Source organism: Streptomyces flaveolus (assembly GCF_000716535.1).
GTDB classification, from domain to species: Bacteria; Actinomycetota; Actinomycetes; order Streptomycetales; family Streptomycetaceae; genus Streptomyces; species Streptomyces flaveolus_A.
Genome location: NZ_JNWV01000014.1, coordinates 58837 through 85141, shown reverse-complemented (window position 1 = coordinate 85141; position 26305 = coordinate 58837). Strand labels below are relative to the sequence as shown.

General features: G+C 72.1%; 23 protein-coding genes. 1 reads left to right on the top strand and 22 read right to left on the bottom strand.

Annotation, left to right across the window (positions count from 1 at the left end; translation table 11 throughout):
* Positions 1–7: 7 nt before the first annotated feature.
* The 10 genes from OO52_RS16460 to fmt all read right to left on the bottom strand — a co-directional run bounded on the left by OO52_RS16460 (position 8) and on the right by fmt (position 10383).
* Positions 8–796: a carbon-nitrogen hydrolase family protein gene (locus OO52_RS16460; RefSeq protein ID WP_030644773.1), complete on the bottom strand. Its 789-nt coding sequence runs from the start codon at positions 794–796 to the stop codon at positions 8–10.
* A 304-nt stretch (positions 797–1100) separates the two neighbouring features.
* A complete protein-coding gene (locus OO52_RS16455) occupies positions 1101–1553 on the bottom strand; it encodes an Lrp/AsnC family transcriptional regulator (protein WP_030644771.1) in 453 nt (150 codons plus the stop codon).
* Between the two features lie 27 nt (positions 1554–1580).
* Entirely contained in the window at positions 1581–3068 is a 1488-nt protein-coding gene (locus OO52_RS16450; protein WP_030644769.1) for an amino acid permease, read from the bottom strand.
* Between the two features lie 448 nt (positions 3069–3516).
* Positions 3517–4959 carry a GuaB1 family IMP dehydrogenase-related protein gene (locus tag OO52_RS16445; RefSeq protein WP_030644767.1) on the bottom strand — a complete coding sequence of 481 codons (1443 nt, stop codon included), beginning with the start codon at positions 4957–4959 and terminating at the stop codon, positions 3517–3519.
* A gap of 132 nt (positions 4960–5091) precedes the next feature.
* Positions 5092–5421 (bottom strand): barstar family protein, encoded by a 330-nt coding sequence (locus OO52_RS16440; RefSeq protein ID WP_030644765.1) that lies wholly within the window; start codon positions 5419–5421, stop codon positions 5092–5094.
* Positions 5418–5855 (bottom strand): ribonuclease domain-containing protein, encoded by a 438-nt coding sequence (locus OO52_RS16435; protein ID WP_030644763.1) that lies wholly within the window; start codon positions 5853–5855, stop codon positions 5418–5420. The genes OO52_RS16440 and OO52_RS16435 overlap by 4 nt, the downstream gene beginning before the upstream one ends.
* 82 nt (positions 5856–5937) lie before the next feature.
* A complete protein-coding gene (locus OO52_RS16430; RefSeq protein WP_030644761.1) occupies positions 5938–6981 on the bottom strand; it encodes a sugar-binding transcriptional regulator in 1044 nt (347 codons plus the stop codon).
* 90 nt (positions 6982–7071) lie between these two features.
* Positions 7072–7758 carry a ribulose-phosphate 3-epimerase gene (rpe, locus tag OO52_RS16425; RefSeq protein ID WP_030644760.1) on the bottom strand — a complete coding sequence of 229 codons (687 nt, stop codon included), beginning with the start codon at positions 7756–7758 and terminating at the stop codon, positions 7072–7074.
* 132 nt (positions 7759–7890) lie between these two features.
* Positions 7891–9309 carry an RsmB/NOP family class I SAM-dependent RNA methyltransferase gene (locus OO52_RS16420; RefSeq protein ID WP_030644758.1) on the bottom strand — a complete coding sequence of 473 codons (1419 nt, stop codon included), beginning with the start codon at positions 9307–9309 and terminating at the stop codon, positions 7891–7893.
* A 141-nt stretch (positions 9310–9450) separates the two neighbouring features.
* Complete coding sequence (gene fmt / locus OO52_RS16415; RefSeq protein ID WP_030644756.1) at positions 9451–10383, bottom strand: methionyl-tRNA formyltransferase; 933 nt, start codon at positions 10381–10383, stop codon at positions 9451–9453.
* A 285-nt stretch (positions 10384–10668) separates the two neighbouring features.
* Here fmt and OO52_RS16410 point away from each other — a divergent pair, with 285 nt between their 5' ends.
* The gene (locus OO52_RS16410; protein WP_030644754.1) at positions 10669–11202 is read left to right on the top strand and encodes a hypothetical protein; all 534 of its coding nucleotides are present in this window, start codon (positions 10669–10671) and stop codon (positions 11200–11202) included.
* A gap of 177 nt (positions 11203–11379) precedes the next feature.
* Here OO52_RS16410 and OO52_RS16405 read toward each other — a convergent pair whose 3' ends face one another.
* The 12 genes from OO52_RS16405 to OO52_RS16350 form a co-directional block, all read right to left on the bottom strand.
* Complete coding sequence (locus OO52_RS16405; RefSeq protein WP_030644752.1) at positions 11380–13527, bottom strand: primosomal protein N'; 2148 nt, start codon at positions 13525–13527, stop codon at positions 11380–11382.
* A 114-nt stretch (positions 13528–13641) separates the two neighbouring features.
* Positions 13642–14850 carry a methionine adenosyltransferase gene (gene metK / locus OO52_RS16400; RefSeq protein ID WP_030644750.1) on the bottom strand — a complete coding sequence of 403 codons (1209 nt, stop codon included), beginning with the start codon at positions 14848–14850 and terminating at the stop codon, positions 13642–13644.
* 249 nt (positions 14851–15099) lie between these two features.
* A complete protein-coding gene (gene coaBC / locus OO52_RS16395) occupies positions 15100–16302 on the bottom strand; it encodes a bifunctional phosphopantothenoylcysteine decarboxylase/phosphopantothenate--cysteine ligase CoaBC (protein WP_030644748.1) in 1203 nt (400 codons plus the stop codon).
* 128 nt (positions 16303–16430) lie between these two features.
* A complete protein-coding gene (rpoZ, locus tag OO52_RS16390; RefSeq protein WP_030620214.1) occupies positions 16431–16703 on the bottom strand; it encodes a DNA-directed RNA polymerase subunit omega in 273 nt (90 codons plus the stop codon).
* Positions 16704–16756: 53 nt separating this feature from the next.
* Positions 16757–17314: a guanylate kinase gene (gene gmk, locus OO52_RS16385; protein WP_030644746.1), complete on the bottom strand. Its 558-nt coding sequence runs from the start codon at positions 17312–17314 to the stop codon at positions 16757–16759.
* A gap of 60 nt (positions 17315–17374) precedes the next feature.
* The gene (locus tag OO52_RS16380) at positions 17375–17698 is read right to left on the bottom strand and encodes an integration host factor (RefSeq protein WP_003977346.1); all 324 of its coding nucleotides are present in this window, start codon (positions 17696–17698) and stop codon (positions 17375–17377) included.
* A gap of 298 nt (positions 17699–17996) precedes the next feature.
* Positions 17997–18842, bottom strand: coding sequence for an orotidine-5'-phosphate decarboxylase (gene pyrF / locus OO52_RS16375; RefSeq protein ID WP_030644744.1), 846 nt, complete (start codon positions 18840–18842; stop codon positions 17997–17999).
* The gene (locus OO52_RS16370; RefSeq protein ID WP_030644742.1) at positions 18839–19945 is read right to left on the bottom strand and encodes a quinone-dependent dihydroorotate dehydrogenase; all 1107 of its coding nucleotides are present in this window, start codon (positions 19943–19945) and stop codon (positions 18839–18841) included. Before OO52_RS16370 ends, pyrF begins: the two co-directional genes overlap by 4 nt.
* 75 nt (positions 19946–20020) lie before the next feature.
* Positions 20021–23329, bottom strand: a complete 3309-nt coding sequence (carB, locus tag OO52_RS16365; protein WP_030644741.1) for a carbamoyl-phosphate synthase large subunit — start codon at positions 23327–23329, stop codon at positions 20021–20023.
* Entirely contained in the window at positions 23322–24464 is a 1143-nt protein-coding gene (gene carA, locus OO52_RS16360; RefSeq protein WP_030644739.1) for a glutamine-hydrolyzing carbamoyl-phosphate synthase small subunit, read from the bottom strand. Before carA ends, carB begins: the two co-directional genes overlap by 8 nt.
* A complete protein-coding gene (locus OO52_RS16355) occupies positions 24461–25021 on the bottom strand; it encodes a hypothetical protein (protein ID WP_030644737.1) in 561 nt (186 codons plus the stop codon). The genes carA and OO52_RS16355 overlap by 4 nt, the downstream gene beginning before the upstream one ends.
* The gene (locus OO52_RS16350; protein WP_030644734.1) at positions 25018–26304 is read right to left on the bottom strand and encodes a dihydroorotase; all 1287 of its coding nucleotides are present in this window, start codon (positions 26302–26304) and stop codon (positions 25018–25020) included. Before OO52_RS16350 ends, OO52_RS16355 begins: the two co-directional genes overlap by 4 nt.
* Position 26305 lies beyond the last annotated feature (1 nt).

The window sequence follows — 26305 nt, the reverse complement described above, 5'->3', positions numbered from 1 at the left end:
TCGGGTGTCAGACGAGGGACCCGTACAGACCGGGGCGGCGGTCCTTCAGGTACGGGTTGTGCTCGCGGGAGGCGGCCAGGAAGGCGGGGTCGGCGTCGGCGAGCACCAGCTCCTCGGCGCGGCCCGCGCGGGTGCGGGCGACGCCGTCGGGACCGGCGAGGACGGAGAGGCCGACGAACTCGAACTCGCCTTCCTGGCCGACCCGGTTGACGTAGGCGACGTACATCTGGTTCTCGAAGGCGCGCACCGGGATCATCGACTCGGCGACGAACTGGAAGGGGTGCATCTGCGCGGTCGGCACGACCAGGAGGTCGGTGCCGGCCAGGGCGTGGGCGCGGACGTTCTCCGGGAACTCGACGTCGTAGCAGATCAGCAGGCCCACGGTGAGGCCGTTCAGCTCGGCCTGCACGACCTGCTGCTCGCCCGGTGTGAAGTGGTCGCGCTCGAAGCAGCCGAAGAGGTGGGTCTTGCGGTAGTTCGCGAGCCGGGTGCCGTCGGCGGAGACGAGCTGGGCGGAGTTGAAGACGGCGTCGCCGTCGCGCTCGGGGTAGCCGTAGGCGAGCGCGAGGCCGTGCCGGGTGGCGATCTCGGCGATCGCGTCGGCGGAGTCACCGTCGGCGGGCTCGGCGAGGCGGGCGATGTCGTCGCCGATCGCGTACCCGGTGAGGAACATCTCCGGCGCGGCCAGCAGCCCGGCGCCCGCGGCGGCGGCCCGGCCCGCGGCCTCGTCGAGGACCTTGAGGTTCTCGGCGATCGAGCCGGGGCGGCCGGAGCTCTGGAGCAGGGCGGTGCGCATGCGTGATCCTCACCGGAAAAAAAGGGGGGTTCGGGGGCCAGAAAGAAGGTACGTTCGGCGCGCTCGGCCGGACAAGAAGGAGCCGTTGCGCGCCGGTGCGAAGTTTGTTGCGCCGAGGGGCGGCTGGGCGGCGATTCGTTGCGTGGGCCGGTGAGGGGGGCCGGAGGAGCGCGGAAAAGGGCTCGGGGCGCCTCGCCGTCGGCCGGGTGCGGGTAGTCCGGGGTGCTCGCGCAGTTCCCCGCGCCCCCTCGGGGCGCCGACCCGCACCCGGTGACGACGAGGCGCCCCGGGCCGTGGTCCGCTCCTACCCCGGCGCCCCGGAGGAGAAGCGGCGCAGCAGCGGCGACAGCACCAGCACCGACTTGGTCCGTTCCACGAACGGCTCCCCGGCGATCCGCTCCAGCACCCGCTCGAAGTGACGCATGTCGGACGCGAAGACCTGCGCGATCGCGTCCGCGTCCCCGGTGACGGTGGACGCGGCCACGACCTCCTGGTACCGCTCCAGTCCCCGCTGGATCGTCTCCGGCGAGGTGTTCCGCCGGCAGTAGATCTCGATGAACCCCTCGGTCTCCCAGCCGAGCGCCGCAGGGTCCACCCGCACGGTGAATCCGGTGATGGCTCCGGTGGCCCGCAGCCGGTCCACGCGCCGCTTCACCGCGGGCGCGGACAGGCCGACCATCTGCCCGATGTCCGCGTAGGAGCGGCGGGCGTCCTCGGCGAGGGCGTGCACGATGCGTTCGTCGAGATCGTTCAGCACAGGGGGTGGTTCACTTCTTCGGTCCGGTCACTTCTCTGCCGTCACCGCGAGAGCGCCGTCGGCCGCGAGACGGGAACGGCGATAGCCGTAGAGGAAGTAGAACACGAGCCCGGCGGCCATCCAGCATCCGAAGACCACCCAGGTGATGGTGTCGAGACTGAACATGTTGTACGCGCAGAACAGGAAGCCCAGCACCGGCAGGACCGGGCCGAACGGCACCTTGAACGTGCGCTCCAGCTCCGGCCGCCTGACCCGCAGCACGATCACCGCGATGTTGACCAGACCGAAGGCGAACAGCGTGCCGATGCTGGTGGCGTCGACGAGCTTGCCCAGCGGGATGAGGGCGGCGAGCGCACCGCAGAACAGGGACACGATCACCGTGTTCAGGCGCGGCGCCCCGGTCTTCGGGTGGATCCTGCCGAGCGCCTTCGGCACCAGGCCGTCGCGGGCCATCGCGAAGAGAATGCGGGTCTGGCCGTAGAGGACGGTGAGGACCACGCTCGCGATGGAGATGACCGCGCCCAGCGCCAGCAGCGTGCCCCAGAAGGTCTGACCGCTGACGTCGTTCATGATCCCGGCGAGGGCGGCCTCGGAGCCGTCGAACTTCTTCCAGTTCCAGGCGCCGACGGCGACGGCCGCGACGAGCACGTACAGCGCGGTCACGATGATCAGCGAGAGCATGATCGCCCGCGGCAGGTCCCGCTTGGGGTCCTTCGCCTCCTCACCTGCGGTGGAGGCGGCGTCGAAGCCGATGTACGAGAAGAACAGCGTGGCGCCGGCGGCGCTGACCCCGGTCATGCCGAGCGGCATGAAGTCGGCGTAGTTGCCGGACTTGAAGCCCATGACGCCGATCGCGCAGAACAGCACCAGCGCGGCGATCTTCACACAGACCATGATCGTGTTGGCGCGGGCGGACTCCCGCGCGCCACCGAGCAGGAACACCATCGCCAGCAGGACGACGATCAGGGCCGGCAGGTTGATGACGCCGCCCTCGCCCGGCGCGGAGGACAGGGCGGCCGGGATGGTGACGCCGATGGTGCCGTCCAGCAGCTCGTTCAGGTACTCGCCCCAGCCGACGGCGACCGCGGCCACCGAGACGCCGTACTCCAGCACGAGACACCAGCCGCAGACCCAGGCGACCAGTTCGCCCATCGTTGCGTACGCATACGAGTAGGAGGAGCCGGCGACGGGGATGCTGCCGGCCAGTTCGGCGTACGACAGGGCCGAGAACAGCGCCGTGAGACCGGCGATGACGAAGGCGAGGGTGACCGCGGGACCGGCCTTGGGGACGGCGTCGCCGAGGACGACGAAGATGCCGGTGCCGAGGGTGGCACCGATGCTGATCATGGTCAGCTGCCACAGCCCGAGGGAGCGCCGAAGCTGCCCTCCCTCGCCGTGGCCGCCCTCCGCGACCAGGCGTTCCACGGGCTTGCGACGCATGAGGCGCGCGGCGACGCCCGGGGACGCGGGGGCGGCCGATATCTGGTCGTGCGGGGGTGCGCCTTGGTCGAGCACGCGTTGGCTCCTTATCGCTGCCGGTGATTGTGGGGCGGACCGGCAAGAGCGCCGGCCCTCGTGGGCGGGGACCGGCGGAGCCTGCGAGGGCAGGAACCCGCCGAGCGGGGTCCCCGCCACGCCACGTACTAGCGCAGCACCCTATGAGGCGGGCCTTCACGGGCGTAATGCAGCAACCTTGCGCATCCCCGCATGATCATTGCGTTCATCGGGGCGGAATGACAAATCGTTGCGCGCGACCTGTCGACCGTTGCACACCCGTCCCACGGGTCCCGTTCGCCGTCGGTTTGCCTGCCGGCTTCTCGGCGGCGACCTCGCCGACTCCGGGCCCGTCCCCGCCGGCTCCTCGCCCGCTCCTCGTCCTTTTCCTCGGCGGGCGCCGCACACGCCGACGGCCCCCGTCGTTCCCGGACGCGGGAACGACGGGGGCCGTCGGTGCGGAGCGGGGTCAGTTCCAGCTGGCGTGCAGCGGCTTGCCCTCGGCGTAGCCGGCCGCGCTCTGGATGCCGACGATGGCCTTCTCGGCGAACTCCTCAAGGGAGCCCGCACCGGCGTAGGTGCAGGAGGAACGGACGCCCGCGATGATCGAGTCGATCAGGTCCTCGACGCCCGGGCGGGCCGGGTCGAGGAACATGCGGGAGGTGGAAATGCCCTCCTCGAACAGCGCCTTGCGGGCGCGGTCGTACGCCGACTCCTCCGACGTGCGGTTGGCCACCGCACGCGCGGAGGCCATGCCGAACGACTCCTTGTAGGCGCGGCCGTTGGCGTCGTGCTGGAGGTCGCCCGGGGACTCGTACGTGCCCGCGAACCACGAACCGACCATCACGTTGGACGCGCCCGCGGCGAGCGCCATGGCCACGTCGCGCGGGTGGCGGACACCGCCGTCGGCCCAGACGTGCTTGCCGTACTTCTTCGCCTCGGCGGCGCACTCCAGGACGGCGGAGAACTGCGGGCGGCCCACGCCGGTCATCATGCGGGTGGTGCACATGGCGCCCGGCCCGACACCGACCTTGACGATGTCCGCGCCGGCGTCGATCAGGTCCTTGACGCCCTCGGCGGAGACGATGTTGCCCGCGGCGATCGGCACCCGCGGGTCGAGGGCGCGCACCACCTTGATGGCGTTGATCATCGACTCCTGGTGGCCGTGCGCGGTGTCGATGACGAGCGTGTCCACGCCCGCGTCGAGCAGCTGCTTGGCCTTGCCCGCCACGTCGCCGTTGATGCCGACGGCCGCGGCGATCCGCAGCCTGCCGTTCGCGTCCACGGCCGGGGTGTACAGCGTGGCGCGCAGCGCGCCCTTGCGGGTGAGGATGCCGACGAGCTTGCCGTCCTTGTCGACGGCCGGGGCGTAGCGGCGGTTGTGGTGGTCGAGGGTGTTGAAGGCCTCACGCGGGTCGATGTCGGCGTCCAGCAGGAGCAGGTCCTTGGACATGACCACTTCGAGCTGGGTGAAGCGGTCCACACCGGACAGGTCGGCGTCGGTGACGACACCGACGGGCCGGTTGTTCTCGTCCACGACCACGCCGGCGTTGTGCGCGCGCTTGGGCAGCAGCGACAGGGCGTCGGCGACGGTCTGGTGCGGGGCCAGCACGATCGGGGTGTCCAGCACCAGGTGGCGGCTCTTCACCCAGGAGATCACGTCGGTGACGACGTCGATCGGGATGTCCTGCGGGATGACCACCAGGCCGCCCCGGCGGGCCACCGTCTCGGCCATGCGGCGGCCGGCGATGGCGGTCATGTTGGCGACGACGAGCGGGATGGTGGTGCCCGTGCCGTCCGGCGAGGCGAGGTCCACGCCCTGACGCGAGCCGACCGCGGAGCGGCTCGGCACCATGAACACGTCGTCGTACGTCAGGTCGTACGCGGGCTGGATGTCATTGAGGAAACGCACGTGCTGCACATCCCAGTCGATCAGAGGCGACCCCCTGACAGGTGTGCCAGGGGGAAAGAGCACGTACTTCATTGTCCCATGTCGGGGCCGCTGTCATGCCCTGACGGATCATCCAGGGTCCTCGCCGATCAGCTAGGAGGTTCCTCCAAGGGCGAGGGCGACGGTGAGCGAGGGCATCACGCGCATGGCCTGCGTGAACACCTCCCGGGCGGTCTCCCACTCCCGGGGCCGCTCCGTGGCGTAGCCCTCCCAGCCCCGTACGACGACCAGGAGCCCTCTGCCCTCGGCCTCCGCCGGCCACACGGACGGGTCGGACAGGGAGTCGGCCAGCGCGTCCCAGTTGCGGCCGAACCAGTCGGGCAGCGACAGGGCCCGGGCGGCGCGGTCCATCAGGCCGGCCTTGTCCGTGACGCCGTCGAGGTCGAGTGCGACCACGATGCGGCCGGTCAGGTCCTCGCTCATCTCAATACCGCCCGGAACGACTCGTAGTGATCATCGGTGTAGTAGAACTCCCCGCCCTGACCGGTGACGATGCGCCGGGCCCCGCGGTCGTGCGAGCCGGGGGTCGGCACGGTGTACTCGTGGTAGTAGCCGCGCCGGTGCTTCGGCAGACGTCCCTCGAAGTTCCCGAAGACGGTCCCGTCCTTGGCGTAGGGGAAGGGGCCGCCCCTGTCGATGAGGGCCAGTGTCCTGCGGGCTTCGGCCGGGAGCCGGGGCTCCTGGACGGTGGCCGTGCCGGCGGCCCAGGCCGGGGTGGACGCGGCCGGTGCGGGCGGCGTCGGCGTACTCGTGCCCGTACTCGGCGAGGCCGGGGAGGCGCCGGAGCACCCCGTCAGGAGGACGGCGAGACAGACCAGCACCCCGGCGAGAGCACGGGGGACGAACCGTGGCAGCATGCGGACGATGCTGCCACGGCCGTCCCGCGACGACCCCGGCGCGACCCGCCACCGGACTCCGTCGAGGTCCCGAGGCCGAGCGTCAGACCCCGTCGGGGTCCTGCCGGCTGAGGGCCGGCTTCGGGGTCGGGCCCGCCGTCATCAGGTAGTCGGCGGCCGAGGTGTCGGTCACCAGACTGGTGACCAGCCCGGAGCGCAGGACCGCGTCGATCGCGGCGGCCTTGCGCTGCCCGCCCGCGATGGCCACGACCTCCGGGATACGGCGCAGCTGGTCGGCCTTGACCGTGATGCACCGCTCCCCCAGGTCCCGCCCGACCCGGCGCCCCTCGGCGTCGAAGAGGTGTGCCGACATCTCGGCGGCGACCCCGAGCGAGGCGTAGTGCGCGCGCTCCTCGTCGCTGAGCATGTCGTGCACGGTCGAGATGCCCGGCTCCCAGGAGCCGATGGAGACGCAGGCGACCGTGACCTTGTCGAAGTACTCGAAGGCCCGGGCGATCCCGGTCTGGTGGCGCAGCGCCGCCGCGGTGGCCGCGTCCGGCAGCAGCATCGGCGCGTAGATGGGGTGCGCGTCTCCGCCCGACACCTGGGCGGCCCGGCGGACGGCCTCCACCGAGCCGCGCTCGGCGGTCCCGGCGTCGTACACGCCCGTCAGCTGCACCACCGTGCACGGCGGCAGCCGGTCCAGCGCCGCCGCCATGTGGATGGTGGACCGGCCCCAGGCCAGCCCGAGCACGTCCCCCTCGTTGACGAGTTCGCCGAGCAGGTCGGCGGCGACCTCGCCGAGGTTCTCGGGGTCGGGGGTCTCCTCGGCCTCGGCCGGGGACTCGACCACGACGGCGTGCCTCAGGCCGTAGCGGGCGCGGAGCGCGTCGGAGCGCTCGGCGTCCAGTTCGGCCGGCACGCGGATCTCGATGCGTACGAGGTCCCTTTCGAGGGCAGTCTCAAGTACCCGGGCCACCTTGAAGCGGCTGACGCCGAACTCCTCCGCGATCTGGATCTTGGACTTGCCCTCGAGGTAGAAGCGGCGGGCCATGGCCGCCGCCTGCACCAGCTCAGCGGGTCCCATCCGCATGGCTGACCGGCCCGCCGACATACCCGACACGGCGATCTCCTCACTGCTGTTCACACTCTGGATTCGCCGTTCATCCTTGCAGATTCGGGGCGACTGATCTGCCCTGATGGGCGCCGTTCACTTAACCGTTCACTTGGCCGTGGCTCAGTGGTCGCATGCCCAGGACGCCTTGGCGGTGGCCGCTTCCGCCTGGGCGCGCAGGGCACGTACCGCCTCCGCCGGGTCCTTCGCACCGTAGACGGCCGAGCCGGCGACGAACACGTCCGCTCCCGCGTCCGCGCACCGCTCGATCGTCGAGGCCGAGACCCCGCCGTCGACCTGCAGCCACAGCTCGAGACCGTGCTTCTTGATCAGCTCACGGGTGCGGCGGATCTTCGGCAGCATGATGTCGAGGAAGGCCTGGCCGCCGAAACCGGGCTCCACCGTCATGACGAGCAGCATGTCGAGTTCCGGCAGCAGGTCCTCGAACGGCTCTATCGGCGTCGCCGGCTTGAGCGCCATGGAGGCGCGGGCACCCTTGGCGCGGATCTCCCGGGCGAGCCGCACCGGTGCGGCGGCGGCCTCCACGTGGAAGGTGACCGACGACGCCCCCGCCTCGACGTACTGGGGCGCCCACCGGTCGGGGGCCTCGATCATCAGGTGGCAGTCCAGCGGGGTGTCCGTCGCACGGGCCAGGGACTCCACCACCGGCACGCCGAGCGTGAGGTTCGGGACGAAGTGGTTGTCCATGACGTCGACGTGGAGGAAGTCGGCGCCTTGGACCGCCTTGGCCTCCTCCGCGAGGCGGGCGAAGTCGGCGGACAGGATGCTGGGGTTGATCTGCACGGCCATGACCCAAGCCTGCCATGTCGCTGCGCTGGGCTGTAGCCGCGGTCCCTTGCGGTGGGGATTCGGACGCGGGCCGGTGGGGGTTGCTCGCGCAGTTCCCCGCGCCCCGCCGATGGCGCTGCCCCCCTGGCGGCGTTATGCGGTTCTGCGGATCAGGGACAGGTACATCGCGTCCGTGCCGTGGATGTGGGGCCACAGCTGGATGTCGGGGCCGTCGCCCAGGTCGGGCACGCCGGGCAGGAGGGGGCGGGCGTCGATCAGTTCCGTGTCCGGGCGCTGCTTGAGCACGTCGGAGACGACCGCGCGGGTCTCCGCCAGGTGCGGGGAGCACGTGGCGTAGCCGACGACGCCGCCCACGCGGACGGAGTCGAGGGCGGTGCGCAGCAGACCGCGCTGGAGCGGGGCGAAGCTGTCCAGGTCCTCGGGGCGGCGGCGCCAGCGGGCCTCGGGGCGGCGGCGCAGGGCGCCGAGGCCGGTGCACGGGACGTCCACCAGTACCCGGTCGAAGCTGCCGAGCCGCCACGGCGGGCGGGTGCCGTCGGCGGCGATGACCTGGTACGGCCCGGGGTTGCCGTGCAGGGCCCTGGCCACCAGCCCGGCGCGGTGCGGCTGCTTCTCCGAGGCGAGCAGCGTGGCCCCCCGCTCGGCGGCGAGCGCGGCCAGCAGCGCGGCCTTCCCGCCGGGTCCGGCGCAGCCGTCGAGCCACTTCTCGTCGGGGCCGTCGAGCGGGGCGTTCGCCAGTGCGAGGGCGACGAGCTGGCTGCCCTCGTCCTGGACGCCGGCGCGGCCCTCGCGCACGGCCTCGACCGCGCCCGGCTCGCCGCCCTCGGCGAGCCGCACGGCGTACGGCGACCAGCGCCCGGGTACGGCGGCGTCCTCGCGGAGCAGTTCCCCGGTGGTGGCCCGGCCGGGCCGGGCGACGAGCGTGACCTCGGGCCGCTCGTTGTCCGCCGCCAGCAGCTCCTCGATGCCGGCCCGGCCACCGCCGAGGGAGTCCCAGAGCGCGGAGACGACCCAGCGGGGGTGCGAGTGCACGACGGCGAGGTGGTCCTCGGGGTCCTCGTCGTAGGGCGGCGCGACCTTCTCGATCCAGCCGTCGAGATTGTCCTGGGCCACCTTGCGCAGCACGGCGTTGACGAACTTGGCCCGTCCGTCGCCGAGTACGACCCGGGCCAGCTCGACCGAGGCGGACACGGCCGCGTGCGTGGGGATGCGAGTGCCGAGCAACTGGTGCGCGCCCAGGCTCAGCACGTCGAGCACCGGCGGGTCGACCTCGCGCAGCGGCCGGTCGACGCAGGCGGCGATGACGGCGTCGTACGTGCCCTGGCGGCGCAGCGTGCCGTACACCAGCTCGGTGGCGAGGGCGGCGTCCCGGGCGTCGAAGTCACCCTGCTCGCGGGCCTTCCGCAGCAGCGGGGGCAGCACGAGGTTGGCGTACGCGTCCCGCTCGTCCACCGCGCGCAGCGCCTCGAAGGCCAGGATGCGGACGGGGTCCTTCTTGGGACGGCGGTAGGGCTTGGCGGGCTTGCGGGGCCGCCGGGACTGCTCGCTCACGAAAAAGGTGCTCCGGGTGTGAAGAGGGGGATGCGCCTCCAGCGTACGTCGCCTCGCCCCCGGGCCCGTCGGCCGGGCTCGGCCGTGCCGCCGCCCGGAGCCGCCGCCGCCGCCCGCCCGTGCTCGGCCTCGCCCGGGCTGTCAGCCGCCCAGCGTCTCGCCGTCCGCGATGCGTACCCCGCGGGCCCAGTCGGCCGCGCGCATCGGCTTCTTGCCCTGGGCCTGGACCCAGAGCAGCTCGACGGCGTACGACCCCGTGCCCACGTGCACGCTGTTCTTGCCCACCGCGAGCCGGCCCGGCGCGAGGTCCGTCCGCTCCGGCACCGGCGTGACCTGGACGAGCTTGAGCCGCTCGCCGCGGAAGGTGGTCCAGGCGCCGGGCGCGGGCGTGCAGCCGCGCACGACCCGGTCGACGCGCAGCGCGGGCGCCGCCCAGTCCACCTGAGCGTCCTCGACGGTGATCTTCGGCGCCACGGTGATGCCCTCGGCGGGCTGCGGTACGGCCTTCAGCGTGCCGTCCTCGATGCCGTCCATGGTCGCTGCGAGCAGCCCGGCGCCCGCGAAGGCGAGCCGGGTGAGCAGGTCGCCGCTGGTGTCGGTGGGGCGGATCTCCTCGGTCACGGTGCCGTAGACGGGCCCGGAGTCCAGGCCCTCCTCGATGAGGAAGGTGGACGCCCCGGTGATCTCGTCGCCCGCCATGATGGCGTGCTGGACGGGTGCGGCGCCGCGCCAGGCGGGCAGCAGCGAGAAGTGCAGGTTGACCCAGCCGTGGGCGGGGATGTCCAGGGCGGCCTTCGGCAGCAGGGCGCCGTAGGCGACGACCGGGCAGCAGTCCGGGGCGATCTCCCGCAGCCGCTCCAGGAACTCCGGGTCCCGGGGCTTCAGCGGCTTCAGCACCTCGATGCCCGCCTCCTCCGCCCGCTCGGCCACGGGCGACGCGACCAGCCTGCGCCCGCGCCCGGCCGGCGCGTCGGGCCGCGTGACGACGGCGGCCACCTCGTGCCGCCCGGAGGCGAGCAGAGCGTCCAGAGCGGGAACGGCGACCTCGGGGGTACCGGCGAAGACGAGCTTCATGGGCGGGATCGGGCCTCTCGGGCGGAAGTTGGCGGGCAGCGCACCAGTCTATGACCACGGACGTGGGCACGCCGACGGCGACCGGCCCCCAGCGGGGTGTCCGGCCTCCCGGCCGAGCCGACGGGAAACGGGGGGTGCGTGGGTGGGAGAACGGCGTACGCATATGCCCGTACGCCCCCACCCCGTGACCAGCGGAGCGTCAGCGCGTTGGTCAAGAAAGAGTTGACCACATCGGGCCGCTTTCGCGGCCCAATTCCTTTCAACGCCGGTTCGAGAGGCTTGTTCATGGCCGACCACGCAACCCACGACGCCCAGGCCCGGGCCAGCCTGCACTTGCTGGTGCGGGACATCGAGAGGGTCCGCCGGCAGGTGGACGCGCTGCGCACGCTCACCGCCCAGTTGGGCAACGTCTACCGCCCGCGCCGCTCCGGCCCGTCCACGGGCTTCGTCGTCTACGGACGCGCTCCCGCCCCGACGGTCCGCCTCGCCCAGGAGCTCCGGGACAGTGTCGAGACCCTGGTGACGGCCGCCGTGGACTTCGACCGCTCGCTCGGCTTCTCGTGGGACGCGGTGGGCTCGGCGCTCGGGGTCACCAAGCAGGCGGTGCACCGCCGGTACGGCGCCCGCCGCGCCGCGGCCCAGGCGGCGGCGGAGGCGGAGCGGACGCCGGAGCCGTCCGGCACCCGCACGGTCAACGTGAACACGCCACTGCCCACGGTCCCCGCGGCCCGCTCCATGCCCACGCAGCCGACGGCGGGCAGCCCGACACTGCGCGACGACGCCCGCCCGACGGCCTTCCCGGGCCCCCGCAACGGCTGACACCCCCACCCCTGCCCTTCCGGGCCACGTCCGGGAGGGCAGGCGTTTCCTCCCCTCCGGTCCGGACCGCCGCGGGTACCGGGGGGGTTCCGCCCGGTCGAGCGGCTCCCCGCGGGGGACGCCTCGCCGGGTCCCGACGCCCGGCCACCGCGGCGGAAGGCGCTCCGCTCGCCACCGTCACCCGATGTCCGGCGGATCGATCCGTACCCGGACCGCCTCCCCGCTCCCCCGTGCCATGCGCGCCGCCTGAGCGGTCTTCAGGGCCATGGCCAGTGCGGAGCCGCTGCCCGGTGGTACGCGCACCAGTGCCCGGTCCCAGTGTTCGCCGGGCGGCGGGGCGCCGGGTCTGCGTGGTCCGCCCGGCGGGAGCGGTGGCAGCGGGACCGGTCCCAGTACCTCGGCGTCCGGCGGCAGGTCGACCGCCGCCAGGAACTCGGCGACGGCCGTGGGCGGTCCGGAGACGGCCGCCATCCGGGACACCGGCGGAAAGCCCAGCTCGGCCCGCTCGGCCAGCTCCCGCACGGCATGCCCGACGGGGTCCCACCGCACCAGCGCCTGGACGGGCCGCAGGGTCGGCTCGGCCACCACGACCACCGTGCCGCCCTCGCTCTGCGGCCGTACCAGCGCCCCGGCCGCGATCCACCGGCGCAGCGCGTCCTCACCGGCCCGCAGGTCGGGTCGTACGAGCATGGCCCAGCCGTCCAGCAGCAGGGCCGCCGCGTAGCCGCCCTCGGCGACCGGTTCGGCGCCCGGGGTGCTGACGACCAGGGCGGGCGCGTCCGGGACGGTGTCCAGCACATGCTCGCGTCCGGAGGTGCGCACCGGTACGGCGGGGAAGGCCCGGCCCAGCTCCTCGGCGGTCCGGCGCGCGCCCACGACCTGGGCGCGGAGCCGGAAGCCGCCGCACTCCGGGCAGTGCCAGGCGCTCTCCTCGCGCCCGCACCAGCCGCAGCGCAGCACGCCCGCGTCCTGCCCCTGGAGCGGGCCGGAGCAGTGCCGGCACCGGGCGGGGGCCCGGCACCGGGCGCAGGCCATGCGGGGCGCGTAACCACGCCGGGGCACCTGCACCAGCACCGGCCCGTGCCGCAGCCCCTCGCGGGCGGCCTGCCAGGCGAGCGTGGGCAGCCGGGCGGCGCGGGCGGCCTCGTCGCGCGCGAGGTCTTCGTCCCCGACCGTCCGGACGAGGGGCGCGGTCCGGCGCACCTGTTCCCGCCCGGCGACCAGCGGCCGGGCCCAGCCGCTCTCGACGAGCTGGGCGGCCTCCACGGTGCAGCCCCAACTGCCCAGCAGGAACGCGCACTTGTCGAGTGCGGCGCGCAGCAGGAGGACATCGCGGGCGTGTGGCTGCGGGGCGTGCGGCTCGCTGTGGCTGTCGTCCCCGTCGTCCCAGATCGCGACGAGCCCCAGGTCCTGGACGGGCGCGAACATCGCCGCCCGGGTCCCGACGACGGCACGCACCGCACCGCGCCGCACCGCCAGCCACTGCGCGTACCGCTTCTCCGGCCCGGCGTCGGCGGTGAGCAGCGCGTGCCGGCCGGTGCCGAGCAGCGCGGTGAGCGCGGCGTCCACGCGCGCGGCGGAGCGCCCGTCCGGTACGACGACGAGGGCGCCGCGTCCGGAGACGAGGGTGGCGGCGACGGCCCGGGCCAGCTCCTCGCTCCACAGCGGCCCCGGCAGCGCGTTCCACACGGCCCTGGGCGCCCCGCCGGAGGCCAGGGCGTCGAGGAAGGCGCTCCCGTGCTCGTACCGGGTCCAGGAGCCGTGGTCCGGCGCCTGGGGCGGGGGCAGCGGCTCGGGGGACGGGCGCTGCTCGGCACGGGCGCTGCGCGGGGGCACGGCCAGCTGGAGGACATCGGCGAGGCTTCCCGCGTACCGGTCGGCGACGGCCCGGGCGAGGCCCAGCAGTTCCTCGCTCAGCACCGGCTCGGGCGACACGACCTGGGCGAGCGCGGCCAGCGGCCCGGAGTAGTCGGACTCGGCGCGCCGCTCGACGAGGAAGCCGTCGATGAGCCCGCCGCCCTCCCGGCGTCCGTCGCGCACCCGGTGCCGCCCGGCCCCGAACCGCACCCGCACCCGCACGCCGGGCTGGGCGTCCGCGTCCAGCTCCGCGGGCACGGCGTAGTCGAAGTACCGGTCGAGGTGCAGCACGCCCTTGTCGACCAGGACCCGTGCGACGGGCAGTTCCCCGGCGAGCGCGGCCCCCCGCCAGGTCCGGGGCTTGGCCTTCGGCACCTTCGCCTTCCGCACGCTCTCGCGGATGAGCGCGAGCTGTTCCGGCGGAGCCCCCTCGGCCCCGCCACCCCCCGACCCGTTCTCGCTGCTCACGCTTGCATTCTTGCAAATCCCACTGACAACGCGGCCGGTCCGCCGGTGGACGGCGACGCCGAGGCCCGGCCCCCCGAAGGGAGCCGGGCCTCGGCGACAGCGGGTGGGCCGGGGTTACAGGCCCGCGGCCTTGCGCAGGGCGTCCACGCGGTCCGTCCGCTCCCAGGTGAAGTCGGGCAGCTCGCGGCCGAAGTGGCCGTAGGCCGCCGTCTGCGCGTAGATCGGGCGGAGCAGGTCGAGGTCGCGGATGATCGCGGCCGGGCGGAGGTCGAAGACCTCGTCGATCGCCTTCTCGATCTTCTCCGGCTCGATCTTGTGGGTCCCGAAGGTCTCCACGAACAGGCCCACGGGCTCGGCCTTGCCGATCGCGTAGGCGACCTGGACCTCGCAGCGGGAGGCCAGGCCCGCCGCCACCACGTTCTTCGCCACCCAGCGCATCGCGTACGCCGCCGAACGGTCGACCTTGGACGGGTCCTTGCCGGAGAAGGCGCCGCCGCCGTGCCGGGCCATGCCGCCGTAGGTGTCGATGATGATCTTCCGGCCGGTCAGGCCGGCGTCGCCCATCGGGCCACCGATCTCGAAACGGCCGGTCGGGTTGACCAGCAGCCGGTAGCCCTCGGTGTCCAGCTTGATGCCCTCCTCCAGGAGCGCCTTCAGCTCCGGCTCCACGACGAACTCGCGGATGTCGGGGGCGAGCAGCGACTCCAGGTCGATGTCGGAGGCGTGCTGGGAGGAGACGACCACCGTGTCCAGGCGCACGGCCTTGTCACCGTCGTACTCGATGGTGACCTGCGTCTTGCCGTCCGGACGCAGGTAGGGGATCGTGCCGTTCTTGCGGACCTCGGACAGGCGCTTGGACAGCCGGTGCGCCAGGAAGATCGGCAGCGGCATCAGGGTCGGCGTCTCGTCGGACGCGTAACCGAACATCAGGCCCTGGTCGCCCGCGCCCTGCCGGTCCAGCTCGTCCTCGTCGCCCTCGACCCGGGCCTCGTACGCCGCGTCCACGCCCTGCGCGATGTCCGGGGACTGCGCGCCGATGGACACCGAGACACCGCAGGAGGCGCCGTCGAAGCCCTTCTTGGAGGAGTCGTACCCGATCTCCAGGATCGTGTTGCGGACGAGGGTCGCGATGTCCGCGTACGCCTTCGTCGTCACCTCGCCGGCCACGTGCACCAGGCCGGTGGTGATCAGCGTCTCCACGGCGACCCGGGAAGACGGGTCCTCACGCAGGAGCGCGTCGAGAATGGTGTCGCTGATCTGGTCAGCGATCTTGTCGGGGTGACCTTCGGTCACGGACTCCGAGGTGAACAGGCGACGGGACACAACGCTCCCTGTGGTTGCAGCGGCTGCTGGCTGATCATTTACGGTCGACACGGGGCTGCGCCCGGCGTCGACCGTGAACAGTTTATCGGTCGCGCTCGACATGCGGGCCACTGTCTCGCCTCTCGGGAGCGCTGTGACCTGCGGCACGGGCATTCTGCACAATGGCGAGCGCCCTTGGCCAGGGCCGCCGCACCCGATTTCGGCGTGGCGTGAACCTGCCGTCGAGTTCGCCCGATCGCGTGCCCGGGGTTAGTCCAGTCGCCGTACGACCAAGTCCCAGACGGTGTCGGCCAGGGCTTCCTTGGGGCCGTGCGGCACCGGGGTCTCGCTGCCGTCGGCACCCAGGACGACGGCCTCGTTCTCCTCGGAGCCGAAGGTCTTGCGCTCCCCGACCTCGTTGACCACGAGCAGGTCGCAGCCCTTGCGGGCGAGCTTGGCGCGGCCGTTGGCGAGGACGTCGTCGGTCTCGGCGGCGAAGCCGACGACGACCTGTCCCGGCCGGGCGCGGTCGGCGGAGATCTCCGCGAGAATGTCCGGATTCCGCACCAGGACGATCGGGTCCGGGTCCTGGCCGTCCTTCTTCTTGATCTTCCCGGCGGCGTAGGCGGCCGGGCGGAAGTCGGCGACGGCGGCGGCCATCACCACGGCGTCGGCGTCCGCGGCGGCCTTGAGGACGGCCTCGCGCAACTGCACGGCGGTGCCGACCCGGACGACGTCCACGCCCGCCGGATCGGGCAGGCCGGCGTTGGCGGAGACCAGGGTCACCCGGGCGCCACGGGCCGCGGCGGTGCGGGCGAGGGCGTAGCCCTGCTTGCCGGAGGAGCGGTTGCCGAGGAAGCGGACCGGGTCCAGGGGCTCGCGGGTGCCGCCGGCCGAGACGACGACGTGCCGGCCCCGGAGGTCGGGCTCGGTGACACCGCGGGCCAGCACCCGGCGGCACACCTCGAAGATCTCCGCCGGGTCGGGCAGCCGGCCCTTGCCGGTGTCGACGCCGGTGAGGCGGCCGACGGCGGGCTCGATGACGACGGCGCCGCGGCGACGCAGCGTGGCCACGTTCTCCTGGGTGGCCGGGTGCTCCCACATCTCGGTGTGCATGGCCGGGGCGAAGACGACCGGGCAGCGGGCGGTGAGGAGGGTGTTGGTCAGCAGGTCGTCGGCGAGGCCGTGGGCGGCCTTGGCGAGCATGTCGGCGGTGGCCGGGGCCACGACGACCAGGTCGGCGTGCTGGCCGATGCGGACGTGCGGCACCTCGTGGACGTCGTCCCAGACCTCGGTGGCGACGGGGTTGCCGGACAGCGCGGACCAGGTGGCGGCGCCGACGAAGTGCAGCGCGGAGGCGGTCGGCACGACGCGGACGTCATGGCCCGACTCCGTGAACCTTCTCAGCAGCTCGCAGGCCTTGTAGGCGGCGATGCCACCGCTGACCCCCAGCACGACCTTCGGCTTGTCCACCATGGCTCCTCGCATTCGAGAATCTGCACCACCCATGACACACCACAGGCCCGGCAGGGGGTCCCCCCGGCGTTAGCTGGGGGAATGACTGCCGAGCCTGTGGATAAGTCAATCGCGATCTGAAAGTACTACTGCGCCGGGCCGTCGACGGCCTCGGAGGTCAGCAGACCGGCGTTGATCTCGCGCAGGGCGATCGACAGCGGCTTCTCGTGGACGTGGGTGTCGACGAGCGGACCGACGTACTCGAGGAGGCCCTCACCGAGCTGGGAGTAGTACGCGTTGATCTGGCGGGCACGCTTGGCCGCGTAGATCACGAGGCTGTACTTCGAGTCGGTCGCCTCGAGAAGCTCGTCGATCGGCGGGTTGATGATGCCCTCGGGCGCGGTGATGGAAGAGGACACGCTCTACCTTCCGATGGGTGGGAAAGAATCAGACATCGTGATCACAGTCACGATCACACAACGTCCATCAAGGCTAGCAGCTCGCGAGCCACGTCCTCGACGGAGGTGTTGACCAAGGTCGTATCGAACTCCGGCTCGGCCGCCAGCTCGGTCTTCGCCGCCGCCAGGCGGCGCTCGATGACCTCGGGCGGCTCGGTCCCCCGGCCGGTCAGCCTGCGCACCAGCTCCTCCCAGGAGGGCGGAGCGAGGAACACCAGCTGGGCGTCGGCCATGGACTCGCGGACCTGCCGGGCGCCCTGGAGGTCGATCTCCAGCAGGACGGGCTCGCCGTTCTCCAGCCGCTCCAGCACCGCCGCACGGGGGGTGCCGTAGCGGTTGCCGGCGAACTCGGCCCATTCCAGCAGCTCGCCGTTGGCGATCAGCTTGTCCATCTCCTCGTCGGTGACGAAGAAGTAGTGGACTCCGTGCTGCTCGCCGGGGCGCGGCTTGCGGGTGGTCGCCGACACCGAGAGCCAGACCTCGGGGTGTTCCTTGCGCATATGGGCGACGACCGTGCTCTTGCCGACCCCCGAGGGGCCGGAGAGCACGGTCAGCCGCGGACGTTCACTCATGCAGCGATTATTCCAGCAATCCCGGAGTGCCCGGGACTCCCGGTCCGCCGGGAGACGGACTCAGGAGCCGGTGCTGCCGAACTCACGCTCCAGGGAAGCGATCTGGTTGGAACCGAGACCGCGCACGCGGCGGCTCTCGGAGATGCCCAGACGCTCCATGATCTGCTTGGCGCGGACCTTGCCCACGCCCGGCAGCGACTCAAGAAGGGCGGAGACCTTCATCTTGCCGATGACGTCGTTTTCCTGGCCCTGCTTGATGACCTCGTGCAGGGAGGCGCCGGAGTGCTTGAGTCGATTCTTGACCTCGGCCCGCTCCCGGCGAGCCGCGGCGGCCTTTTCGAGCGCGGCTGCGCGCTGTTCAGGGGTAAGGGGCGGAAGAGCCACGCCTACGTCACCTCGGATGTCGAACTGTCGGATACGGACCGGTGAGGAACCTAGTCGCCCCACACCTGGGGAGCCACGAGCAACACGCTGCCCGTTCTCCCCCACTGCCTGAGGGGCGCGGGAGGTGCCCCCACTGCTCGGAGACTAGCGGGCAAGTCCGCCAGAGTCAGCGAGAACAGCGGAAAAGTCCTGGTCAGCCTCCGTCAGGCCGGACATTTCAGACATACTGCCCCTGATTTGAGGATGTATTCACACTCAAGTCGGCGTGATGCCGCTCAGCGGAGCACCCGGCCGGGCCTCAGACGCCGTCGACGGCCGCCCGGATCTCCCCCGCGAACCGTTCGGCAGCCCCCCGCAACGCGCTGACGTCGGGACCGTGACGCAGAACACCCCGGCTGACGTTGGGCACGACGTTGCGGACGGCCGCCCCGAAGACCCGAGGAAGATCGGCCGGGGTCGCCCCCTGGGCACCGATGCCCGGCGCGAGGAGCGGACCGCCCACGGCGAGGTCGTACGAGGACAGGTCCCCGAGCGTGGCCCCCACCACCGCGCCGAAGGAGCCCAGCGGCTCCTCCCCCGCGTTCTCGGCCGCCAGGTGGGCCAGCATGGTCGCCCCGACCGTCCGGCCGTCCGCGCGGACCGCGTGCTGCACCTCGCCGCCCTCCGGGTTGGAGGTCAGCGCCAGCACGAACAGGCCGGCCCCGCTCTCCCGGGCGAGCGCGACGGCCGGGCTCAGCGAGCCGTAGCCGAGGTACGGCGAGACGGTCAGGGCGTCGGAGAACAGCGGGGCGCCGGGGCGGAGGAACGCCTCGGCGTAGGCGGCCATGGTCGAGCCGATGTCCCCGCGCTTGGCGTCCATCACGACCAGGGCACCGGCCGCGCGCGCCTCCTGGACCGACTTCTCCAGGACGGCGAGGCCGCACGAGCCGAACCGCTCGAAGAAGGCGCTCTGGGGCTTCAGGACGGCCACCCGGTCGGCCATGGCCTCGACGACCGTGCGGCTGAACCGCTCCAGGCCGGCGACGTCGTCGTCCAGGCCCCACTCGGCGAGCAGGGAGGCGTGCGGGTCGATGCCGACGCACAGCGGGCCGCGCTCGTCCATGGCGCGGCGCAGCCGGGCGCCGAAGGGCTCCAACGGGCTCATGCGGGCTTCCTCACGTCGGCGCCGACCGCGTCGGCGAGGGTGGCGTACGGACTGGTGCGCAGGCGGGCGGCGAGGCCCTTGTGGAGGGCGCGGCACCAGAAGGGGCCCTCGTAGATGAAGGCGCTGTAGCCCTGGACCAGCGTGGCACCGGCCAGGATGCGCTGCCAGGCGTCCTCGGCGGTCTCGATGCCGCCCACGCCCACCAGGGTGATCCGGTCGCCCACGCGCGCGTACAGGCGGCGCAGGACCTCCAGGGAGCGCTCCTTGAGCGGAGCGCCGGACAGGCCGCCGGTCTCCTTGACCAGCGCGGCGGAGGAGCGCAGGCCGAGGCCCTCGCGCGCGATGGTGGTGTTGGTGGCGATGATGCCGTCCAGGCCCAGCTCCACGGCGAGGTCGGCGACCGCGTCGACGTCCTCGTCGGCGAGGTCGGGGGCGATCTTCACCAGCAGCGGGACGCGCCGGTTCGCGACCGTGCGGTCGGCGGCCTCGCGCACGGCGGTGAGCAGCGGGCGCAGGTGCTCCACCGCCTGGAGGTCGCGCAGACCGGGCGTGTTCGGCGAGGAGACGTTGACGACCAGGTAGTCCGCGTACGGCGCGAGGCGCTCGGCGGACTTCACGTAGTCGGCGACGGCCTCCGCCTCCGGGACGACCTTGGTCTTGCCGATGTTGACGCCGACCACCGTCCTGAAGACCGGCTCACGGGTGGCCAGACGGGCCGCCACGGCCAGGGAGCCGTCGTTGTTGAAGCCCATGCGGTTGATCAGCGCGCGGTCCGCCACGAGCCGGAACAGCCGTTTCTTGGGGTTGCCGGGCTGCGGCTCCCCCGTCACCGTGCCGATCTCGACGTGGTCGAAGCCCAGCATCGACATCCCGTCGATGGCGACCGCGTTCTTGTCGAATCCGGCCGCGAGCCCGAACGGGCCGTGCATGCGCAGCCCGAACGCCTCGGTGCGCAGCTCCTTGTGGCGGGGCGCGAGCGCGGCGGCGACGAAGGTGCGCAGCACGGGGATCCGGACGGCCAGACGGATCCAGCGGAAGGCGAGGTGGTGGGCCTGCTCCGGGTCCATGCGCCGGAAGACCAGACGGAAGAAGAGCTTGTACATGTGCGTGTCCTCTTGAGGCTTCAGGGAGCCCTCATGAAGAGGGGGACACCGTTTCCGGTGTCCCCCTCGGGGCTGCTAGTCGCGGGCCGCGGTCAGGTGTTCCGCGTGTTCCTGGAGCGAGCGGACGCCCACGTCACCGTGGTTGAGGGCGTCGATGCCCTGGACTGCGGCGGCGAGCGCCTGGACGGTCGTCAGGCACGGCACGGACCGCGCGACGGCCGCCGTACGGATGTCGTAGCCGTCGAGGCGGCCACCGGTGCCGTACGGGGTGTTGACGATGAGGTCGACCTCGCCGTCGTGGATGAGCTGGACGATGGTCCGCTCGCCGTTCGGGCCGGTGCCCTCGGACTGCTTGCGCACGACGGTGGCGTTGATGCCGTTGCGCTTGAGGACCTCGGCGGTGCCGGAGGTCGCGAGCAGCTCGAAGCCGTGCGCGACCAGCTCGCGCGCCGGGAAGATCATCGAGCGCTTGTCGCGGTTGGCGACCGAGATGAACGCGCGGCCCTTGGTGGGCAGCGGGCCGTAGGCACCGGCCTGCGACTTGGCGTACGCCGTGCCGAAGACCGAGTCGATGCCCATGACCTCGCCGGTGGAGCGCATCTCCGGGCCGAGGACGGTGTCGACGCCGCGGCCGTGGATGTCGCGGAACCGCGACCACGGCATGACGGCCTCCTTGACGGAGATCGGCGCGTCCAGCGGCAGCTCTCCGCCGTCGCCGTTCTTCGGCAGCAGGCCTTCGGCGCGCAGCTCGGCGATGGTCGCGCCCAGGGAGATCCGGGCGGCGGCCTTCGCCAGCGGCACCGCGGTCGCCTTCGAGGTGAAGGGAACCGTGCGCGAGGCGCGCGGGTTGGCCTCCAGGACGTAGAGGATGTCGCCGGCCATCGCGAACTGGATGTTGATCAGGCCGCGCACGCCGACGCCCTTGGCGATGGCCTCGGTGGAGGCGCGCAGGCGCTTGATGTCGAAGCCGCCGAGGGTGATCGGCGGCAGGGCGCACGCCGAGTCGCCGGAGTGGATGCCGGCCTCCTCGATGTGCTCCATGACGCCGCCGAGGTACAGCTCCTCGCCGTCGTAGAGCGCGTCCACGTCGATCTCGATGGCGTCGTCCAGGAAGCGGTCGACGAGGACCGGCCGGGAGGGGCTGATCTCGGTCGACTCGGCGATGTAGGAGGCGAGGCGGGTCTCGTCGTAGACGATCTCCATGCCGCGCCCGCCGAGGACGTACGACGGCCGGACCAGGACCGGGTAGCCGATCTCGTCGGCGATGGCCTTGGCCTCCGCGAAGGTGGTGGCCGTGCCGTGCTTGGGCGCCGGCAGGCCCGCCTCCGCGAGGACGCGGCCGAAGGCGCCGCGGTCCTCGGCGGCGTGGATGGCCTCGGGGGACGTGCCCACGATCGGCACGCCGTTGTCCTTCAGGGCCTGCGAGAGGCCGAGCGGGGTCTGGCCGCCGAGCTGGACGATGACACCGGCGATCGGGCCGGCCTGCTGCTCCGCGTGGACGATCTCCAGCACGTCCTCGAGCGTCAGCGGCTCGAAGTACAGGCGGTCGGAGGTGTCGTAGTCCGTGGAGACGGTCTCCGGGTTGCAGTTGACCATCACGGTCTCGTACCCGGCGTCGGACAGCGCGAAGGAGGCGTGGACGCAGGAGTAGTCGAACTCGATGCCCTGGCCGATGCGGTTGGGACCGGAGCCCAGGATGATGACGGCCGGCTTCTCACGGCGCGCGACCTCGGTCTCCTCGTCGTAGGAGGAGTAGAAGTACGGCGTCCTGGCGGCGAACTCGGCGGCGCAGGTGTCGACGGTCTTGTAGACCGGGCGGACACCGAGGGCGTGCCGGACCTCGCGGACGACGTCCTCGCGCAGGCCGCGGATCTCGGCGATCTGCTGGTCGGAGAAGCCGTGCCGCTTGGCCTCGGCGAGCAGGTCGCGGGTCAGCTCGGGGGCCTCGGCCAGCTCGTCCGCGATCTCCTTGATCAGGAAGAGCTGGTCCACGAACCAGGGGTCGATCTTCGTGTACTCGAAGACCTCTTCCGGGGTGGCGCCCGCGCGGATGGCCTGCATGACGGTGTTGATCCGGCCGTCGGTGGGCCGAACGGCCTCGCGCAGCAGGGCGTCCTTGTCGCCGGGCTCGCCGGTGAAGGCGAACTGGCTGCCCTTCTTCTCCAGGGAGCGCAGCGCCTTCTGGAAGGCCTCGGGGAAGTTGCGGCCGATGGCCATGGCCTCGCCGACCGACTTCATGGTGGTGGTCAGCGTGGAGTCGGCCTGCGGGAACTTCTCGAAGGCGAAGCGCGGGGCCTTGACGACCACGTAGTCGAGCGTGGGCTCGAAGGAGGCCGGGGTCTCCTGCGTGATGTCGTTCGGGATCTCGTCGAGCGTGTAGCCGACGGCCAGCTTGGCAGCGATCTTGGCGATCGGGAAACCGGTGGCCTTGGAGGCGAGCGCCGAGGAACGCGACACGCGCGGGTTCATCTCGATGACGATCACGCGGCCGTCCTCGGGGTTGACCGCGAACTGGATGTTGCAGCCGCCGGTGTCGACGCCGACCTCGCGGATGATCGCGATGCCGACGTCGCGCAGCACCTGGTACTCGCGGTCGGTCAGGGTCATCGCCGGGGCGACGGTGATCGAGTCGCCGGTGTGCACGCCCATCGGGTCGAAGTTCTCGATGGAGCAGACGACCACGACGTTGTCGTGCTTGTCGCGCATCAGCTCCAGCTCGTACTCCTTCCAGCCGAGGATGGACTCCTCCAGGAGCACCTCGGTGGTCGGGGAGAGCGTGAGGCCCTGCCCGGCGATACGGCGCAGCTCCTCCTCGTCGTGCGCGAAGCCCGAGCCGGCGCCGCCCATGGTGAAGGACGGGCGGACGACGACCGGGTAGCCGCCGAGGGTCTCGACGCCCTTGAGGACGTCGTCCATGGAGTGGCAGATGACCGAGCGGGCGGACTCGCCGTGCCCGATCTTCTTGCGGACCTCCTCCACGACGTCCTTGAACAGGTCGCGGTCCTCGCCCTTGTGGATCGCCTCGGGCTTGGCGCCGATCAGCTCCACGCCGTACTTCTCCAGGACACCGTTCTCGTGCAGCGAGATGGCGGTGTTCAGGGCCGTCTGGCCGCCCAGGGTGGGCAGCAGGGCGTCGGGGCGCTCCTTGGCGATGATCTTCTCGACGAACTCGGGGGTGATCGGCTCGACGTAGGTGGCGTCGGCGATCTCCGGGTCGGTCATGATCGTCGCCGGGTTGGAGTTCACCAGGATGACGCGCAGGCCCTCGGCCTTGAGCACGCGGCACGCCTGGGTGCCGGAGTAGTCGAACTCGGCGGCCTGGCCGATGACGATCGGGCCGGAGCCGATGACCAGGACGGACTGGATATCGGTGCGCTTAGGCACGCTGGCCCTCCATCAGGGAGACGAAGCGGTCGAAGAGGTAGGCGGCGTCGTGCGGGCCGGCGGCCGCTTCGGGGTGGTACTGGACGGAGAAGGCGGGCTGGTCGAGCAGCCGCAGCCCCTCCACGACGTCGTCGTTGAGACAGACGTGCGAGACCTCGGCACGGCCGAACTTCGTCTCGCTGACCTTGTCGAGCGGCGCGTCCACGGCGAAGCCGTGGTTGTGCGCGGTGACCTCGACCTTGCCGGTCGTACGGTCCTGGACCGGCTGGTTGATGCCCCGGTGGCCGTACTTCAGCTTGTAGGTGCCGAAGCCGAGGGCGCGGCCGAGGATCTGGTTGCCGAAGCAGATGCCGAACAGCGGAGTCCTGCGCTCCAGGACGGCGGTCATCAGCGCGACCGGGCCGTCGGCGGTCGCCGGGTCGCCGGGACCGTTGGAGAAGAACACACCGTCCGGGTCGACGGCGTAGACGTCGTCGGCTGTGGCGGTGGCGGGCAGGACGTGCACCTCGATGCCGCGCTCGGCCATGCGGTGCGGGGTCATGCCCTTGATGCCGAGGTCGATGGCGGCGACGGTGAACCGCTTCTCGCCGACCGCCGGGACGACGTACGCCTCCTTGGTCGCGACCTCCTCGTAGAGGCTCGCGCCCTTCATGTGCGGCTGGGCCTGCACGCGCGCGACCAGCTCGGACTCGGCGGCGATCGCGTCGCCGGAGAAGATCCCGGCGCGCATGGAGCCGCGCTCGCGCAGATGACGGGTGAGGGCCCGGGTGTCGATGCCGGAGATGCCGACCACGCCCTGCCGCTCCAGCTCGTCGTCCAGGGAGCGCTTGGCCCGCCAGTTGGACGGCACGCGCGCGGGGTCGCGCACGACGTAGCCGGAGACCCAGATGCGGCTGGACTCGTCGTCCTCGTCGTTCCAGCCGGTGTTGCCGATCTGGGGGGCCGTCGCGACGACGATCTGGCGGTCGTACGACGGGTCGGTGAGGGTCTCCTGGTAGCCGGTCATGCCGGTGGAGAACACGGCCTCGCCGAAGGTCTCCCCCACGGCCCCGTAGGCACGGCCGCGGAAGACCCGGCCGTCCTCCAGGACGAGTACGGCGGGAACCTTGCCAGCTCCCCTTGTGGAGGTCGTCATCGTGCGCCTTCCGTGTCGTTGATCATCTGGTTCAGGGTGTCGACCCACTCGGTGTGCTCGGCCGCGTGGTCGGAGCGGAAGCCGGAGTCGATCAGTCTGTCGCCGTGCGCCCAGGTCACCACCAGCAGTCCGCCCTCGGTGAGGACCTTGCCGGCGATGCCCTTGTCCAGCCGGGCTCCGCGCAGTGCGGCCGTGGGGACGAAGAAGTCGGTAGCGCCGGGGCGCTCGACCTCCAGGCCCGCGTCGGTCAGGGTGAGCTCGGCCCGGCTGCGGGTGCCCAGGCCGTGGGCGACGATGCGGTCCAGCCACTGCCCGGCGGTGGTGGAGCCGTGGTAGCGGCCGCTCATGCTCAGTCTGGCCGGGCCGGTCTCCTCCGGCGCGCCAGGCAGCTCGGGCAGGTCGCTCTGGAGGGTGCCGCGCCACTTCCAGCCCTCGCGCATCAGCCAGTAGACGAGCGCGATGAAGAGGACCAGTCCGACGAGCCAGCCGATGCGGGCCGGCCAGTCGGTGACCTCGGCCGACCGCTCGGCCTCGGCCAACAGGATTACAGGTGTCACGTGAGCTTCCCGTCGACGAGCGTGGCCTTGCCCCGCAGCCACGTGTGCGTCACACGGCCCGGCAGCTCACGCCCCTCGTACGGGGTGTTGCGGCTGCGCGAGGCGAAGCCCGCGGGGTCCACCTGGCCACGGTATTCCGTGTCGACCAGGGTGAGGTTGGCGGGCTCACCAGCCGAGACGGGACGGCCGTGGCCGGTGGCCTGTCCGATCTGCGCGGGCTTGGAGGACATGCGGTCGGCGACGCCGGCCCAGTCCAGCAGGCCCGTGTCCACCATGGTCTGCTGCACCACCGACAACGCGGTCTCCAGGCCGACCATGCCCATGGCGGCGGCGGCCCACTCGCAGTCCTTGTCCTCGTGCGGGTGCGGGGCGTGGTCGGTGGCGACGATGTCGATCGTGCCGTCGGCGAGCGCCTCGCGCAGGGCCAGCACGTCGCGCTCGGTGCGCAGCGGCGGGTTGACCTTGTAGACGGGGTTGTAGGTGCGCACCAGCTCGTCGGTGAGGAGCAGGTGGTGCGGGGTGACCTCGGCGGTGACCTGGATGCCCCGGGACTTGGCCCAGCGGACGATCTCGACGGAGCCGGCGGTCGACAGGTGGCAGATGTGGACGCGGGAGCCGACGTGGTCGGCGAGGAGGACATCGCGCGCGATGATCGACTCCTCGGCGACGGCAGGCCAGCCGCCAAGGCCCAGCTCGGCGGAGACGACGCCCTCGTTCATCTGGGCGCCCTCGGTGAGCCGCGGCTCCTGCGCGTGCTGGGCGACGACGCCGCCGAAGGCCTTCACGTACTCCAGCGCCCGACGCATGATCACGGCGTCGTCCACGCACTTGCCGTCGTCGGAGAAGACGGTGACGCCGGCGGCGGACTCGTGCATGGCGCCCAGCTCGGCGAGCTTCTTGCCCTCGAGGCCGACGGTGACGGCGCCGATGGGCCGGACGTCGCAGTAGCCGTGCTCCTGGCCGAGGCGCCAGACCTGCTCGACCACACCGGCGGTGTCGGCGACCGGGAAGGTGTTGGCCATGGCGAAGACGGCCGTGTAGCCGCCGCTCGCCGCCGCGCGGGTGCCGGTGAGGACGGTCTCGGAGTCCTCGCGGCCCGGCTCGCGCAGGTGGGTGTGCAGATCGACCAGGCCCGGCAGCAGCACCTTGCCGTCGGCCTCGACGACCTGGGCACCCTCGGCGCTCAGTCCGGTGCCGACCTCCGCGATGGTCTCCCCGTCGATCAGGACGTCCTGCGGCGCGCCGCCGAGCACCTTCGCACCACGGATCAGGATCTTGCTCATG